Origin of the sequence: Streptomyces sp. SID5464, assembly GCF_009862985.1 — a bacterium.
Taxonomy (GTDB): Bacteria; Actinomycetota; Actinomycetes; order Streptomycetales; family Streptomycetaceae; genus Streptomyces; species Streptomyces chartreusis_D.
On record NZ_WWIQ01000039.1, the window covers coordinates 14,245 to 30,882 of the forward strand.

Consider the following 16,638-nt stretch of genomic DNA (forward strand, 5'->3'; position numbering starts at 1 on the left):
GGAACCGCCTTGACTGCAGCACTACTTGGAGCAGCCGCCATGGCAGCCACTCTCCCCGCAGCCGGCAACGCGGCAGCGGCAGCCGACCCACAGCGCCTCACCGTCGACCTCAACGCCTCCGAGGGCCCGGTGATGCTCGGCGCCAACGGCTCGCTGTACGGCCTCAGTGACGACGGCGTGCCCAGCGACGCCGCGATGGAGCCGCTGAAGATCACCAGCATCTCGCAGAAGCCGGAGGGCGGCGCCCAGCACCCCAACGGCGACGCGCTCACCGTCTCGAAGTCGTTCTTCCGCAACGGCGGCGGCGAGATCAACGTGATGATGCAGGACATCTACGCCAAGTGGCCGTACGAGGACCTCGGCATCGACGACTACCTCCCCAAGGTCGACAAGATCGCCAAGGAGGTCTCGGCCGACCCGAACAGCGACCGCTTCGTCTACATCCCGTTCAACGAGCCCGACCAGATCTGGTACAAGCTCGACGTCGCCGACCAGGCCCAGTACGAGAAGAACCGTGACCGGTTCTTCAAGGACTGGAAGACGGTGTACCACCGCATCCGCGCGATCGACCCGGACGCACGGATCGCCGGCCCCAACGAAGCCGCCTACCACACCCGCCTGTTGAAGGACTTCCTCGCCTTCGCCAAGCGGGAGAACGTGCTGCCCCAGGTGATGACCTGGCACGAGCTGGGCTCCGGCTCGCTGCGCGACTTCCAGGCGCACTACGACGATTACCGCGAGCTGGAGCGCGAGGCGGGCATCGCCCCGCTGAAGATCAACATCGACGAGTACGCCAACCGCCGCGACCTGTCCGTGCCCGGGCAGCTCGTGCAGTGGATCTCGATGTTCGAGCGCAACAAGGTGTACGCGAACATGGCCTACTGGGACGCCGCCGGCAACCTCAGCGGCCAGGTCGTGCGGTCGAACATCCCCAACGGCGGCTGGTGGCTGTTCCGCTGGTACGCGGGCATGACCGGCGACACCGTGAAGGTGACGCCGCCGCAGCCCAACACCATCGACACCCTCCAGGGGCTCGCCTCCCTCGACACCTCCCGCCGCCAGGCGCAGGTCCTGCTGGGCGGCTCCGCGGGTGACTCGGACGTGGTCGTGCGAGGCGTCCCCCGGTCGGTGTTCGGCCGTACGGTCACCGCGACGGTGGCCGAGGCCGCCTGGTCCGGATACGAGGGGCAGCACGCGGCGCCGCAGGTCCTGGCGCGCACCAAGGTGAAGGTCGCGGACGACGGTTCGGTGACCGTCCCGCTGCGCGGTCTGCACAAGATGTCGGCGTACCGGGTCGTGCTCACCCCCGGCGGCTCGGGCACCCCGTCCGCCGCCTCCGTCCCCTGGTCGGCGTCGTACGAGGCCGAGGACGCGGCCATCACCGACGGCAAGGTCTACACGCAGGGCACGGTCCAGAACGCCAACGGCTACGCGGCCTCCGGCACCAAGGACGTCGGCTCGCTCAACCAGCCCGGCAGCAAGGTCGCCTTCTCCGTGACGGTACCGAAGGACGGCACGTACGACCTGGCGATCCTCTACGGCAACCAGTCCGGCGGCCCCGCCACGCAGAAGCTGTCGGTCGACGGCGGCGACCCGGTGACGGTCACCTACCCCTCGACGGAGAACTGGACGTACCGCGCCAAGAAGGACGTCCGTGTCCAGCTGAAGGCGGGCACGCACCAGCTGACCCTGTCCAAGGGCGACGCCGAGGTCACCCTGGACCGGATCGACCTCACCAGCCGGACGGGCGCGCCCGCCGCCTCCTACGAGGCCACGCTGGCGGACATCAGCGGCAAGCCGTCGTACGACTACACCTCGTCGGCCGGTGTGGGCACGGGCTCCCTGGTCCTGCGCTCCGGTGACAAGGCGGTGTTCGACGTCTACGCCCCGCGCGACGGCTACTACACGGTGGTGCCGCGGGCCTCGGCGGCCGTGAAGCTCTCGCTGCACGGGGAGACGGTCACGGCCGCGCCCGGCCGCCCGCTGCGGCTCTACCTGGTCGCGGGCAACAACCGGATCGCGATGACGTCGGGCCACTCCGCCGTCCGCTCCCTCGACGTCTCCGGCGACGGCTCGACCGCCGGCACCCTCTCCTACGAGGGCGCCTCGGCCACGCTGGCCGGCGGGGCCAAGCTCGTCGACTCCCCGCACGCGTCCGCCGGCTCGTACATCGGCTGGCTCGGCAACAGCCCCTCCAGCACCGCCGAGTTCCCTGTGGAGGTGCCCCGGTCCGGCCGCTATCTGCTGGTCGTCCACTACGCGCACAACGACCGCCGGGACAACGGCCACGCCTACAACACGGACATCATGTCCCGTACGGCGGACATCACGGTCGGGTCCGCGGACCCGGTGCGGGTCACCTTCAAGAACACCTGGAGCTGGGACGACTACTGGACCGTCGGCGTCCCCGTCGATCTGGCGAAGGGTACGAACAAGGTGACGTTCGGCAACGCGAGCGCCTGGGCGCCGAACATCGACCGGATCGAGCTGGGCCGGGTCGTGGGCTGAAGCGCACGCTGACGGGAGCGGTTGCGGAGGAGCGAGCGGCTCTCCTCCGCAACCGACGGTACGAGGACTTCGTCGCCTCCGGCCGCTTCGGCGCCGGAGGCGACTTCCGTCTCACCGAAGGCGGACAGCGCGGCTGAGCACGACCACGCAGACGCCGTTCGGCAGTACGGCACCGCGCACAGCGCCGGAATCGCGGCCTTGCCGACGCCTCCGTCGGCCCGCCTCTCCTCTCGCCGCCCGGCCGTGCTCGTGCGGGGATCGCACAGATCCGCGGGTCCGCGCCACCTCCACTTCTACAGTGCTGTAGATTTTGCTGTGTTCGGTACCGACGTCCGACACAGCAACCGACAAGGAGACCTCGTGGCCGATCCGCCCCGCCTCCACCCCGAGGACCGCGCGGACTTCGAAGCCGTACTGGATCAGGCGCTGAGCACCGCGGACATCCATGGCGCCGTGCGCGCCGACCCGACCGGCCGGACGGCGGCGCACCTGCGCGCCCACGCGCTCGCGCACGCCGACGACATCACGGCGGCGGCCGGCGAGCCGTACCGCGCCTACCTCGCCGTACGGACCGCCGCCCGGCAGGACGCGCGGCGCCCGCTGGCCACCAGCAGTCTGCTGCCCGCCCTCGCGGTGCTCACGCCACTCGTGGCGGGGGCTTCCGCCGGGGCTCTGCTGCTGCTCGGCTGCCTGCTCCACGTCGCCGACGCGCCGGGCCCGTTGCCCGGCTCGCTCGTCGCGGCCGGCTGGACGCTGGCGCTCGTCGCGGCCGTGACCGGCCTCCTCTCCCTGGGCGCGGTCCTGCTCTCGGCCCTGGGCCGGCGGACCGACCGCGTGGAACACGCCCGGCTCGCCTGGCGGCAGGCCCTGCTCGACCACGGCATGCTGCCCCATCTGCTCCGGCACCCGGCGGTCGCACACACCGAGGCGGGGATCACACCGGGCTCCCGGCCCGATACGCTCGCGCCGTGCCCGGCCCGGGCGAGAAAGGACAGGACACCATGTTCGGACTGAGCGAGCTCGCGATCATCCTCATCGTCGTCATAGCCGTGATCGGGGCCAGGAAGCTGCCCGAACTGGCCCGGTCGGCGGGCCAGTCCGCCCGCATCCTCAAGGCCGAGGCACGCGCCGCCAAGGACGAGGAGGCCGGGGCGGGCGCCGCGCCGCGGGTGGTCCAGGGCGAGATCGTCCCGCCGGGCGCCGGCCCGACCCCGCCCGGCGCGCGGGCGGCGGACGCCCCGGACCCCCGGTGATGCGCGCCCTGCCTACAGGGTGCGCTCCAGGCGGTCGGCCACGAGCTTGACGAAGCGCGCGGGGTCCTTGGGCTGCCCGCCCTCGGCGAGCACCGCAAGCGTGTGGAGCAGCTCGGCGGACTCGACGAGGCCCGAACGGTCCTCGCGCTCCTTGTACGCCTGGTTCAGGTTCTTCACCAGCAGGTGGTCGGGGTTGAGCTCGAGGATCCGCTTGGTGCGCGGCACCTCCTGGCCCATCGCCCGGTACATGTTCTCCAGGGCCGGGGTCAGGTCGTGCGCGTCCGAGACGACGCAGGCCGGTGAGACGGTGAGCCGCGCCGACAGGCGCACCTCCTTGATGTCCTCGTCGAGCTGCTCCCGCATCCAGCCGAGCAGCCCGGCGTACTCCTCGGCCTGCTTCTCCCGCTCCCCGTCGGCCTTCTCGTCCTTCTCGCCGTCGAGGTCGATCTCGCCCTTGGTGACGGAGCGCAGCTTCTTGCCCTCGTACTCGCCGACGGCGTCGACCCACACCTCGTCGACCGCGTCGGTGAGCAGCAGGACCTCGATGCCCTTGTCCCGGAACGCCTCCATGTGCGGGGAGTTCTCGATGCTCTGCCGGGACTCGCCGGTGATGTAGTAGATGTCCTCCTGGCCGTCCTTCATCCGCTCCACGTACTGCGCGAGGGTGGTCGGCTCGTCCTCGGCGTGCGTGGTGGCGAACGACGCGACGGCGAGGATGGCGTCCCGGTTCTCGGAGTCGGTGACCAGGCCCTCCTTCAGGACGGTGCCGAACTCCCGCCAGAACGTGGCGTAGCGGTCGGCGTCCTTGGTCCTGATCTCCTTGACCGTGGAGAGGACCTTCTTCGTCAGCCGGCGCTGCATCATCCGGATGTGCCGGTCCTGCTGCAGGATCTCGCGGGAGACGTTGAGCGAGAGGTCCTGCGCGTCGACGACGCCCTTCACGAAACGGAGGTAGGGCGGCAGCAGCGCCTCACAGTCGTCCATGATGAAGACGCGCTTCACATAGAGCTGGACGCCGCGCCTGAAGTCCCGCGTGAACAGGTCGTGCGGAGCGTGCGAGGGCACGAAGAGCAGGGCCTGGTACTCGAAGGTGCCCTCGGCCTGGAGCCGGATCGTCTCCAGCGGCTCGCGCCAGTCGTGGCTGATGTGCTTGTACAGCTCGTGGTACTCGTCGTCGGACACCTCGTCGCGCGACCGCGCCCACAGGGCCTTCATCGAGTTCAGCGTCTCGGGCTCGGGCGCGTCCTCGCCGTCGCCCTTCTCCGGGACCATCCGGACCGGCCAGGTGATGAAGTCCGAGTACCGCTTGACGATCTCCCTGATCGTCCACGGCGAGGTGTAGTCGTGGAGCTGGTTCTCCGGGTCGGCGGGCTTGAGGTGGAGCGTGACGGAGGTGCCTTGCGGCGCGTCGTCGACCTTCTCCAGCGTGTACGTGGACTCGCCGCGCGAGGTCCAGCGGGTCCCCTGGCTCTCGCCGGCGCGCCGGGTCACCAGCGTCACCTCGTCCGCCACCATGAAGGCGGAGTAGAAACCGACGCCGAACTGGCCGATGAGCCCCTCGGCATTCGCCGCGTCCTGGGCCTCCCGCAGCTCCTTCAGGAAGCCGGCCGTGCCCGAGTTGGCGATGGTGCCGATGAGCTGTCCGACCTCGTCGTACGACATCCCGATGCCGTTGTCCCGCACGGTGAGGGTACGGGCCTCCTTGTCGACGTCGATCTCGATGTGCAGGTCGGACACGTCGGCGTCGAGCGAGTCGTCCCGCAGCTTCTCCAGGCGCAGCTTGTCCAGCGCGTCGGAGGCGTTGGAGACGAGCTCCCGCAGGAAGACATCCTTGTTCGAGTAGACCGAGTGGATCATCAGCTGGAGCAGCTGACGTGCCTCTACCTGGAACTCAAACGTTTCAGTCGTCATGGTTCGCGAATACCTCACAGGTCCCACAGTCGCCTGAACTGGTGGCAGTCACTTTAAAACACCAAGTCAGGCCGGGGCCCGACATCAGACGAGGTGGGCGAACACGACCAGGTTCTCGGTGTAGTCCCGGGCCTGGCGGTCGTAGGGACCCGAGCACGTGATGAGCCGGACCTGGGCGTCGGGGGTGTCGCCGTACACGCGCTCGCTGGGGAAGTCGTCCTTGTCGAAGGACTCCGCGTCGTCCACCACGAAGGTCGCCCTGCTGCCGTCGGCTCGCGCCACGTGGAACCGGTCGCCCTTCTTCAGCTCGCTGAGCCCCGCGAACACGGCCGGTGACGTAGCGGTGTCCACGTGCCCGGCGATGATCGCGGTTCCGGCCTCGCCGGGCGAGACGCCCTTGGCGTACCAGCCGACGAGGTTGGTGTCGTGGGCCGGTGGTGGTTCGAGCTGACCCGTGCGGCCGATGACGAGGTCGGTGAAGGGCGCGTTCACCGAGATCTTGGGGATGTACAGGCGGACCGGCCGGGACCGCGGCAGATGGCGGCCGGCCCCGGACGCGGCGGGCCGGTGCGGCGCCGCGGACGAGGGCGGCGCGTCGGGCACGGCGGAGGCGGCGGATGAGGCCGACGAGACGGCCGGTGGGGCGTGCGGCGGGCCGCCGGCGTCGGACGCCGACTCGCCACGGCCGGCGACCATGCTCACGGTCAGGACCAGGGCGGCGACACTCCACAGGACCGTCACGACGGTACGGAGCCGCCGCCTCGACGGCGTGGGGCCGGGCTCGGCAGGGGGGACGGGGCTGGCTGCCATCGGAGACCACCTCATTCGGGCACGGCAGCGGAACGGAAACGGCAGCGGACAGGACATGCGGGAGGACGAGCCGGGCCGCCGCGACGCGAGGAGCACGTGCGGCGGCCACGGCGGCATGAGGTCAGGCCTCCGTCATGCCACGCCCCGGGAGGCCTTCTGGCGCCGCAGGGCGTACAGGCCGGTGCCGGCCACCGCCAGCACCGCGAGACCGCCGGCCGTGACACCCGGCGCGGCGGCCAGTGCGCCGCCACCGGTGTGCATGCCGCCGCGCGGCTTGTCGTGCTTGTCGCCCTGCCAGGAGCCCTCGTCGTGCTCGTCGTGCTTGCCCTGGCCGTCGTGCTCGTCGCCCCAGGGTTCCTCGTCCTGCTTGTCGCCCCAGGGGTCGTCGCCGTGCTCGTCGTCCTTGTAGGTGTCCCGGTCGTGCTTGGCGTTGTCCCAGTCGTCGTCCGAGGTCACCGCGGCGAGCGCTCCGCCACCCGTGTGCACCGCGCCATGCGGCTTGCCGTGCTCGTCGCCCTTGCCGTGCTCGTCGTGCTTGCCGTGCTCGTCGTGCTTGCCGTGCTCGTCGTGCTTGCCGTGCTCGTCGTGCTTGCCGTGCTTGCCGTGCTCGTCGTCCTTGCCGTGCTCGTCGTGCTTGGCGTTGTCCCAGTCGTCCGAGGTCACCGCGGCCAGGGCTCCGCCACCCGTGTGTACCCCGCCGCGCGGCGCGTGGTGTTTGCCGTCCTTGTCGTGCTCCTTGCTGTAGGAAGTGTTGTCGTGGTCCCAGTCACCCATCGCCTCGGCGTAGGCGGCGGGTGCGGCGATCGCGAGGGCGGCCGTGGCCGTGGCCGTCGCGAGCAGCATGCGGGCAGAGCGCATCGGTGAGTCCTTCCGTCGCGGGCCGGGCGCTGACGCCTCGCCAGCTCACGAGACCGGCCTTGACGTGAACCACCGTCAGTCATGCCGGGCCGTCTCACCATCCAGAGCGTTCACACGGGTTACAACCACACCCTGACGGCGGCACCCGCCGCCCCGCGGGAGCCGCCTCCGGGATGCGGCTGTCCGAGGACGGCGCCGAGATCGGCGACCTCCTCCCCGTAGGGCCTGTCCGCCGCGCGCTTCACCATCGCCTCTGCCGTTGACGCCCCAGGCGGCTCGGGTCCGGGTCGACCAGTTGGGCCGCCATGCCGACGAGGACCAGCCCGGTCGCGATGATCAGCCCTTGTGCCAGGGCGATGCCGGAGCCCAGGACGGCCACGCCGAGGGCCAGGGCCCACCAGGCTCCGGTACGCCGGTACTCCCGGGGCCGGGCCGGGCGGCCGGCTCTCATGGCCCGGGTGAACCTGGGGTCCTCCCGCTCGAGTCGCGCTTCGAGGTCGACGAGACGTGCGTCTTCGGACTGGGGCACGGCTTCTCCTTCCCGGAACCCGACAGCGCTTCGAGGCAGGGCACGGCCGAGGCCATGGCACGTCCTGGGGTGTCGGGCCGCGTGACGGTGCGGAGGCAGACAGCCCGCCGACGCGCGGCGCGGCCGGTCTCACCAGGGCTTCAGCTTCTCCCCCCTCCAGCGGCGTCCGCCATGGGGCCCGCACCTCATTCTTCCCGGTAGCCGCCCTGTACGAACGCCGTGCCGTAAGGCGGATGTTCGGGCCGAGGATGAGTGGTGGCACGCGCAGGGTGTCAGCGGACGACGGGAGTGTGACGACAGGACCTAGCGCTCGGCCTCGGCCGGCAGGGCGGCGGTGGCGGTGGCGGACGACGGTGTGCTGTCGTCCGGGGAGCGCGGCTCGGTGTCGTACGACGGGGCCGTGCGGCCGGGCAGCAGGCCCTGGGCCGCCCGGAGCGCGCGGGCGAGCAGGTGTGCCTGGCCGGCGGCGATCGGGCCGAGGATCGCGAGGACGAGGACGTACCCGGCGATGAACGGGGCGAGCCGGGCGTCGAGTCCGGCGCTGGCGGCCATGGCGGCCAGGATCAGCGCGAACTCCCCGCGGGCCACGAGGGTGGTGGCGATCTCGGCGGCGGGCTCCGTGCCGTAGCGGTACACGCGGGCGACGAGGAGTCCCGCGGCGACGTTCATGACGACGGTCAGTACCGCCGCCGCGGTGACCGGGCCGACGACCGAGACGATGTCGCCGGGGTCGATGGAGAGCCCGAAGGCGAAGAAGAAGATCGCCGCGAAGGCGTCGCGCAGCGGATGCACGAGCTCCCGGATGCGCGGGCCGGAGGGCGTGCCGGCCAGGATCAGGCCCACCATGAACGCGCCGATGGCGTCGGCGACCCCGAGGACCTCGGCGACTCCCGCCACGAGGACGGCCGCGCCGAGGAAGCTGATGACGAGCAGTTCGTTGTCGCGGGACACGATCAGACGGCCGGCCAGTTTCGTGCCGTAACGGGCGGCCGCGGCCAGTACCAGCAGGAAGCCGAAGGCCTTGGCGCCCTGGAGGACCATGTCGCCGACGCCCTCGGCGCCGCTGATGACCGGCTGGAGCGCGGCGAGGTAGAGGGCCAGGAAGATGTCCTCGACGACGATGACGCCCAGGATGAGACGTGTCTCCGGGCGGCCGATGCGGCCCTGGTCGATGAGGATCTTGGTGACGATGGCGGACGAGGAGATCCCCAGGACACCGGCGAGCACCAGCGCCTCCCGGACGCCCCAGCCCAGTGCGAACCCGAAGGCCAGCCCGGCGCCGACGTTCAGCAGCAGATAGATGCCGCCCGCGGTCAGCAGGCGCCGGCCGCCGCTCTTGAGGTCGTCGAGGTGGAACTCCAGGCCCAGGTAGAACAGCAGCAGCACCAGTCCGAGCGCGGAGAGCATCTCGAAGTCGTGTGCGTCCTCGACGATGACCAGGCCCGGGGTGTGCGGTCCGAGCAGGATGCCCGCGAGCATGAACAGCGGGATCGTCGGGAGTCCGATCCTGCCGCCGAGGCGGGCGAGGAAGGCGGCGGCCAGGAAGGCACCGCCCATGGCGAGAAGGCTGTCAGCGTGTCCCACGGATCACCGCCTTCGTGGGCGCGCAGGGGGCGGATCGTTTCACCGTGCAGGGATGGATAGGGGCTCCTCCTTCGTGGGGCCGGGTCGGACGGCGCCGTACGCGTCTGGGCACCGGCCGAGGCCGCGGCCATGGCGATCGGCGCGAACCTCGGCGACCCTGCCAGCCTCACACGGGCCCCGGGCCCGTCACCATCGGTGATCGCACCCATCTCCGGGTGGGTGCGACACCCATTCCCCCGTCACACGTCGCGGTGGTCGATGCCCAGCAGACTCGCCGCCGCCCTGAAGTCGGCCGCGTGGTGGCCGACCGCGAGGGACCAGTGGTGGCCGACACCCGTGGCGCTCCACGCGTCCACCCATTCGCCCGGATCGCGGCCGAAGTCGACGCGGCTGGTGGTGTTGCCGATCTCCAGCAGGGGCCCCGGTACGACGGTGCCCTCGGAGGTGACGAAGGACAGACTGCCATCGGCGTCCTGGCCGAGGCCGAGCAGGGTGACGGGCCCGTGCTGGACGTCGAACTCGACGCTGACGCCCCAGCCGCGCTTGCCGTGGTAGACGCCGAGGCCGCGCAGCAGGGGATCACGGGCGCTGACCGCGAGGTGGGCGGGTCCGTCGTGGCCCATCTCCACGACGCCGTCCTCGAAGTTGAGGGCCTGGATCTCGGTGAAGGAGCCGCCGGCGCCGACGCTCTGGGAGGCGAGCTGGGCGACGCTGGTGCGCAGTTCGAACTCCCCGGCCGCCGGCACGCCCCGGGCCGTGAGCAGGGAGGCGCCCAGGATCATGCCGGCACCGAGCCGCTCGTGCAGCTCCCCGTCGAGGCCCCGGTGGTAGTACGCGAGGCTGTCGAGCTGGAAGTCCGCGACGAGCCGGTCCAGGGCGACCGACACGGTCGCGCCCCAGGCGAAGTCCTCCTCCACCACACTGTCGTCGAGGGTGAAGACCTGCCGGGCGAGCGCCATCCGCTCCCGGGTCTCCTGCTCGGTCACGCGCTCCACCCGGTGCCGCAGGTCGTCGAACTCCAGTACCTCCACGTGCGAGCCGAACGTCGTGGACAGCAGCGTCGGATCGGTCTGCACGTCGAGCATGCCGGGATACACGTGCCCCATGAGGCCGTGCCGGGCGTGCCGGAGCGCGGCGCGGATGTGCGCCGCCCGGATCCACTGTTCGATGCGACGCCAGGCGGACTCCTGCCACAGCCAGCCCGAGACCGACCGGAAGGGGATGCCGGCGCGCCGGAAGACGTTGCCGACCTCCGGGACGGGGCACTGGCCGCAGTAGGCCAGCCAGGCGCCGGTGTCGAAGGAGGCGTGGTCCATCTTCTCGGTCGGCTGGAGGTCGATGACCAGGACCGGCGTGTGCGAGCGCTGCGCGATCGGCAGCACCATCGAGGAGGTGAGGTACGTCGTCAGGAACAGCACGATCAGGTCGCAGTCGGCCTTGCGCAGCTGCTCGGCGGCGCGTGCTCCTTCCCGGGCGTCGGAGACGAACCCGGCGTCGGTCACCTCCGCGTCCATCCCCCGGAAGCGCTCGGCGACATAGGCGGCCGACTCCTTCAGCTGCGGGAGGAGCCCCGGGAACTGCGGCCAGTACGTGCCGAGTCCGCCGGCGACCAGCCCGATCCGGGTGCGGCGCCGGGTGACCGGCGGGAGCAGGTCGCGCAGGGTGGCGGCCCGTACGGCGGTGCGGTCCGCGGTCGTTGCCATGGTCGGTGCTCCTTGTCGGGTGTGCGGCGGCTCAGGTGCTGGGGACGCGCAGGTCCGCTCTCTCGCGCGGGGCGCCGGTGGCCCGGGGGACCAGGACGCGGATGATGAACACGCCGGCGAACGCGGCCAGTGTCATGCAGGCGGTGATCGTCCAGAGCAGGACGGCCGGGCTGTGGTCGGCCAGGGCGGGAGTGAAGAACGCGGCGACCGCGAAGACCCCCCGGGACAGGGCGTAGGTGAAGCCCTGGGTGGTGCCGCGGGTGTCCGCCGGCAGGGTGAGCTGCGACCACACCTTGTAGTTCGCCTCTCCGGCGAAGGGGTTGGAGAGCTGGTAGAGCACGAAGAAGACGAGCATGCCGACGAGGGCGCCCGCGGTCAGGGACGCGATGACGAAGGCGAGGATCTGCACCACCGCGGCCACGTGGAACAGCCGGTCGCGCCAGGGGCTGTCGGCGACGCGGACGAAGGCGAACGTCAGCAGCACCCCGATCGGGATGAAGGCCAGGTTGATTCCGGTGGCCAGGCTCTGGGAGGCGTCGCTGACGGTGACGAGCAGATAGGTGCCGAACTGGCCGAAGGTGTTGGCCCCGAGGCCCCAGGTGACGTAGAAGACGAACGTCGCCGTCATGGGCAGCAGGGCGGCACGCGTCCAGATGTTCTTCAGGGCGCCGCCGGCCGGGGTGGGCGCCGTCTCCTCGTCCGTTTCCTGTGCGGCGGACAGCTTCAGGCGGGAGCGGAGGGCCCAGGTGACGAGCGCGGCGACGGCGAGCTGTCCGGTGATCAGCCGGGCCCCGGTCATGCCCGTGGTGGACAGGACGAAGCCGAGGAAGATGGCGACGGCGATGCCCAGCATCCACATGACCTGCGTGAAGGCGACGAGCCGCCCCCGGGCCCAGGAGGGCGCGGCGTCCGAGACCACGGCCAGGGACGTCGGCAGGTCGGCGCCGGCCGCGAGTCCCGCAACGAGGACGCCGATCAGCAGTGTGATGTCGTCGGGCGCCAGCGTGATGACGATCGCCCCGAGCGCGAAGCAGAAGATGTCCCAGTTGTAGACACGGCGGCGGCCGAAGAGGTCGGCGAGTCGGCCTCCGACGAGGGATCCGACGGCGATGCAGCCGGTGACGATCGCGCTGATCGCACCGGCCATCCACACGCCCATGTCGTAACTGTCGCGGTAGATGGCCAGGTTGACGGAGATGCCGACGATCAGCCCGGCGTCGAGATAGGAGGCCATGCCCGACAGGGCGGCGGCCTTCCAGAGCGGTTTGGGGATGGGGCGGGTACCGGCCATGATGCGACTCCGTCGTCTGGTGACATCGCGGTTCCGGGGGCCTGGTCGCAGCGAATATAGGGCGAGAAAAACGTTGCAACAAGGTGTCGCGCAGACATCGGAGGCAGCGCGTCGGCCTCCGCCGTGTCGTCCTCGGTTATGGCGTGACCGTTCCAGGTCGCCTACGGTGAAGGTGGCCTAAAAACGTTTCAGGGGAAGGACCGCGTCCGTGATCTCCCCCGTGCTCCGGCAACTGTTCGAGGACCCGCCCCGTGATTTCGGCCCCGCTCCCCTGTGGTGGTGGTCGGGTGCGAAGGTCACCCGCGACCGACTCGCCTGGCAACTGCGGGCGTTCGCCGAGGGCGGTGTGCACAACCTCGTCGTGATCAATCTGGCCCCCGCCGGCCCGACGTTCGGCGCCCGGGCCGACGATCCGGCGTGGTTCGGCGAGGAGTGGTGGGCGCGCTTCACCGACGCCTGCGAGATCGCCGCGGAGTTGGGCACCCGCCTGTGGTTCTACGACCAGATCGGGTTCTCCGGCGCCAATGTGCAGGGCGGTGTGACTCGGCGTCACCCAGAGGCCAGGGGCCTTGCGCTGCGCTGTCGCGACGTCACCGTCTCCCGGGGCACGGTCGCCGTGCGGGGTGCCGAGACGCCGATCGCCGCCTACTCCCCGCGGGGCCGACGCCTGGACCTCGCCCCGGGCGGCCCGGACACCCTGGCCGTCGCCGCTGCCGACGGAACCGGCGTCCGGCTCGTCACCGCCGTGCCCACGGCGTTCGACTACCTGGACCCGCACGCCGTCGGGCTGTTGATGGACGCCGTGCACCACGAGTACGACCGCCGCGTGCCCGAGCACCTGGGCACCGTCATCGCGGGCAGCTTCCAGGACGAACTGCCGGGCACGAACGCCTGGAGCCACCGCTTCGCCGACGCGTTCCGCGCCCGGCGCGGCTACGACCTGCTCGACCACCTGCCGGCCCTGTTCGGCACGGACGCCACCGTCCCGGAGACGGAGATCCGCGCCGACTACTACGCGGTCCGCGCGGAACTCACCGAAGAGGCCCTCTTCCGGCCGCTCGCCGCATGGCACCGCGAGCGCGGGATGCTGCTGGGCAGCGACCAGAGCCACCCCGCTCGCGCCGGCTACCCGGCCCAGTCGACACAGATCTACACCGACTACTTCCGCACCCACCGCTGGTACGGCGCCGCCGGCAGCGACCACCACGGCGACGCCAAGGTGCACTCCTCCATGGCTCACCTCTACGGCCACGAGCGGGTGTGGATCGAGGCGTTCCACTCCTCGGGCTGGGGCGGCACGCTGGAGGACACCTACCACTGGCTGCTGCCGTTCCTGCGCAGCGGCGCCAACCTGTACAACCCGCACGCCAGTTACTTCGGCACAGCGGGCGGCTGGTTCGAGTGGGCGCCGCCGTCCACCGACTGGCGCCAGCCGTACTGGAAGCAGTACCCGGCGTTCTCCCGGACCGTGGCCCGGATCTGCTCGATCATGTCCTGGGGCGGCTACGTGGCCGACGTGGCGGTCCTGCACCCGACCACCACCATGCAGGCCCTGGTACCGCTGGACGCGCCCGTCCGGCACTTCGGCGACGGCCGGCTGGGCGACGGCCACGCCGACGCCGACGAGACACAGCGCCACTACCTGGACCTGTGCGGCACGAACAACTGGCTCGCCCCGCACGCCGGGGCCCTGGACCGGCACGGCATCTCCTTCGACGTCGTCGACGACGACTCGGTGCAGCGTGCCAAGGCCGCCGACGGCGCCCTGCGGATCAGGGACCTGGCGTACCGCGCGGTGCTGCTGCCGTCGACGAGCGTGCTGGAGGAGGAGACGGCACGGCGGCTGACCGAACTGCTCGACGCGGGCGGACGCGTCGTCGTCGTGGGCCGGCCGCCGGCCACGGCCGCCGGCCGATTGGGCGACGACGCGGTGGTGGCGGGCCTGCTGGAGCATCCCCGGCTGGAGCGGGCGCGCGACCCGGAGACCGCTGCGGCGGCCGTGGCCGACGCCGCCGGTCATGCCACGAGCGACGTGCCGCTGCTCGTCAGGCGGACGGGGAACGAGGCGGTGGCGCTGGTCACGGCGGCCTTCCCCGAGATCGGCGCGCATCCGCTGCGGACCGGGACCTCCCCGTCGGGTGCCGCCGCCGGTCCCTCGTCCGTCACCGTGCGGGCCGCCGTCGCCGAGGCCGAGGTCTGGAATCCGGCGACCGGTTCCCGCACCCCCGCGCACGTCACCGTCTCCGGCGACGGCGCCGCCTCGACCATCGACGTGCCGCTGGGCGGCGCCCCCGCGGTCCTGGTCGTGTGGCGCGAGGGCCGGCCGACGCCCCCGGGTCCTCGACGGGAGCCGCCCGCGCAGGTGATCGACGTCTCGACCGGCTGGCACGGCCGGCTGGTCCCCACCATGGACAACACCTGGGGCGATCTGGCCCTGCCTCCGGGTTCGCCGGTGGACGAGCCGCAGATCTGGACCATGGAGTGGACCGAGGGCGGGACGTGGGAGCGGACCCGGGTCACGTACGGCAACCGGGTCCGTGTCCTGCCGCCGGTGCCGCCCGGTCAGGCGCCCGACCCCCTGGACGCCGCGTCAGTGGAGCGGATCCTGGCCGGTGAACTGCCCCTCGTACCACCCGACGCGGGCTGGGACGTCGCCGTGTACTCGCCGAGCCGGGGCATCCCGGAGCCGGGCGGGCTGCTGGGCCTCAAGGGGCTGGTGAACGAGGAGTTCGTTCGCGTCCCGGTGCCGGGCGGCGGAACGGCCGCCCGGGTCCGGGCCATCGTGGAGACCGGCCACCGCGGGCCTGCCGAACTGCACGTCGGCGCGGAGTGCGCCAAGCGCGTGTGGTGGAACGGCGAGCCGCTGCAGCCGGACGGCGGCGGCTACCTGGCCTCCGCCCGGGTCACGGTGGCCCGGGACCGCAACGTGCTCGAGTACGAACTGTCCGGCGCGCAGAGCCGCCCCTCGACGATCTCGGCCGCCGACGGCACACCCCTGGGCAGCTTCTTCTGTCTGTCGGAGCCGGGCGGGCTCGGGCCGCGTCCGCGGTTCATGCGGCCACCGGACGGGGTACGGCCGGACGGCCGCGTCACCTACCGCGCGCGGCTCCGGGTGCCGGGCGGCGACGCCCGGGCGGTGCTCGTCGTGGGTGCCGCCTCGGCGGTCACCGTGCTGCTCGACGGGGAAGTCGTGGCGCGGCAGGAGAAGGTGGAGTACTACGAGGCGGACTGGGGCGCCGTGCCGGCGTTCTTCCGCCACGAACCTGCGCTCGGGGCGGGCGAGCACACCCTGGAGGTCGTGGCCGACGGTGCCGACGCCCGGGACTCGGTGTTCGTCGACCTGGTGGTGCGTTCCGGGGACGGGGTGACGGCCCTGGTCAGCGGCGCCGGCTGGGAGGCCGGGTCGGGTGACTGGAAAGGGCGGACCGTCGAGGACGAGCGCAGGCGGGGCGAGTTGCAGCACTGCCACGCGGTGGTACGGCCGCACCCGCTGCCGGACACCGGGTGGCTCACCGGCCGGCCGGTGCTCGGCGGGACCGTGTGGCCGGCGCGGTCCACCGACGATGTGCACGCGATGCCGCAGCGCTTCCGGTTCACCGTGCCGACGGGCACGGTGTCGCTCGGCCTGCCGTTGGCGCTGCGCGCGAGCGTGCGCGTCGGGGACGGGCCCGAACGTCCCCTGGAGGGCGATCGGCTGACGCTTCAGTCACTCCCGGTGCCCACGCCGGTCGAGGTGGTCACCGAGCCGACGGCGGTCCTGCGGGGCGGTTCCGCCTGGCGTGGGCCGGTGCGCGTGCGTACCATACCGGCCCCACTGCCCCTGGGGGACTGGCGGGAACTGGGGCTGGGCAGTTGGAGCGGGGGCGTGACCTACGCGCGGTCGCTGGACGTGCCCTCGGGGCCCGATCCCGTGCTGGATCTCGGGCGGGTGCGGGGCAGTGTGGAGGTGTCGGTCGACGGGGAGCCGGCCGGTGAGGCGTTCTGCGCGCCGTACCGTTTCCCGTTGCGCGGCGCCGCCGGGCGTACGGTCCGGCTGGAAGTGACCGTCCGGGGCACGCTGGCGCCCTATCTCGCGGAGGCCACGCCGACGGCCTGGGCGTTCGACTCCCAGCTGTCGTCGGGGCTGCTGGGGCCGGTGACGCTGTTGATCCCGTCCTCGGACGGCGGGGGCTAGGGCCTGTCGTTTGGATC

Annotated in this window: 11 protein-coding genes; 4 read left to right on the forward strand and 7 right to left on the reverse strand. The window is 71.7% G+C overall.

Annotated elements, in window-relative coordinates; translation table 11 throughout:
* The first annotated feature begins 39 nt into the window (after positions 1 to 39).
* From GTY47_RS20690 to GTY47_RS20700, 3 genes are all read left to right on the forward strand, one after another.
* A complete protein-coding gene (locus GTY47_RS20690; protein ID WP_010048747.1) occupies positions 40 to 2,508 on the forward strand; it encodes a CBM35 domain-containing protein in 2,469 nt (822 codons plus the stop codon).
* Between the two features lie 360 nt (positions 2,509 to 2,868).
* Complete coding sequence (locus tag GTY47_RS20695) at positions 2,869 to 3,522, forward strand: hypothetical protein (protein WP_010048748.1); 654 nt, start codon at positions 2,869 to 2,871, stop codon at positions 3,520 to 3,522.
* Positions 3,510 to 3,761, forward strand: coding sequence for a twin-arginine translocase TatA/TatE family subunit (locus GTY47_RS20700; RefSeq protein ID WP_010048751.1), 252 nt, complete (start codon positions 3,510 to 3,512; stop codon positions 3,759 to 3,761). The genes GTY47_RS20695 and GTY47_RS20700 overlap by 13 nt, the downstream gene beginning before the upstream one ends.
* Positions 3,762 to 3,773: 12 nt before the next feature.
* Here the strand turns inward: GTY47_RS20700 and htpG are convergent, their stop codons facing one another.
* The 7 genes from htpG to GTY47_RS20735 all read right to left on the reverse strand — a co-directional run bounded on the left by htpG (position 3,774) and on the right by GTY47_RS20735 (position 12,447).
* Positions 3,774 to 5,672 carry a molecular chaperone HtpG gene (gene htpG, locus GTY47_RS20705; RefSeq protein WP_010048753.1) on the reverse strand — a complete coding sequence of 633 codons (1,899 nt, stop codon included), beginning with the start codon at positions 5,670 to 5,672 and terminating at the stop codon, positions 3,774 to 3,776.
* A gap of 84 nt (positions 5,673 to 5,756) precedes the next feature.
* On the reverse strand, positions 5,757 to 6,482 hold the full coding sequence (locus tag GTY47_RS20710) for a class F sortase (RefSeq protein WP_010048754.1): 726 nt from the start codon (positions 6,480 to 6,482) through the stop codon (positions 5,757 to 5,759).
* Between the two features lie 132 nt (positions 6,483 to 6,614).
* Complete coding sequence (locus GTY47_RS20715; protein WP_010048757.1) at positions 6,615 to 7,340, reverse strand: hypothetical protein; 726 nt, start codon at positions 7,338 to 7,340, stop codon at positions 6,615 to 6,617.
* Between the two features lie 241 nt (positions 7,341 to 7,581).
* Positions 7,582 to 7,869, reverse strand: a complete 288-nt coding sequence (locus GTY47_RS20720) for a DUF3040 domain-containing protein (protein WP_010048759.1) — start codon at positions 7,867 to 7,869, stop codon at positions 7,582 to 7,584.
* Between the two features lie 303 nt (positions 7,870 to 8,172).
* Positions 8,173 to 9,453, reverse strand: a complete 1,281-nt coding sequence (locus GTY47_RS20725; RefSeq protein WP_010048760.1) for a cation:proton antiporter — start codon at positions 9,451 to 9,453, stop codon at positions 8,173 to 8,175.
* Between the two features lie 239 nt (positions 9,454 to 9,692).
* Positions 9,693 to 11,156, reverse strand: coding sequence for an L-fucose/L-arabinose isomerase family protein (locus tag GTY47_RS20730; protein ID WP_010048762.1), 1,464 nt, complete (start codon positions 11,154 to 11,156; stop codon positions 9,693 to 9,695).
* Positions 11,157 to 11,187: 31 nt separating this feature from the next.
* On the reverse strand, positions 11,188 to 12,447 hold the full coding sequence (locus GTY47_RS20735; protein WP_010048763.1) for an MFS transporter: 1,260 nt from the start codon (positions 12,445 to 12,447) through the stop codon (positions 11,188 to 11,190).
* Between the two features lie 208 nt (positions 12,448 to 12,655).
* Here GTY47_RS20735 and GTY47_RS20740 point away from each other — a divergent pair, with 208 nt between their 5' ends.
* Complete coding sequence (locus GTY47_RS20740; protein ID WP_010048764.1) at positions 12,656 to 16,621, forward strand: glycosyl hydrolase; 3,966 nt, start codon at positions 12,656 to 12,658, stop codon at positions 16,619 to 16,621.
* Positions 16,622 to 16,638: the final 17 nt, after the last annotated feature.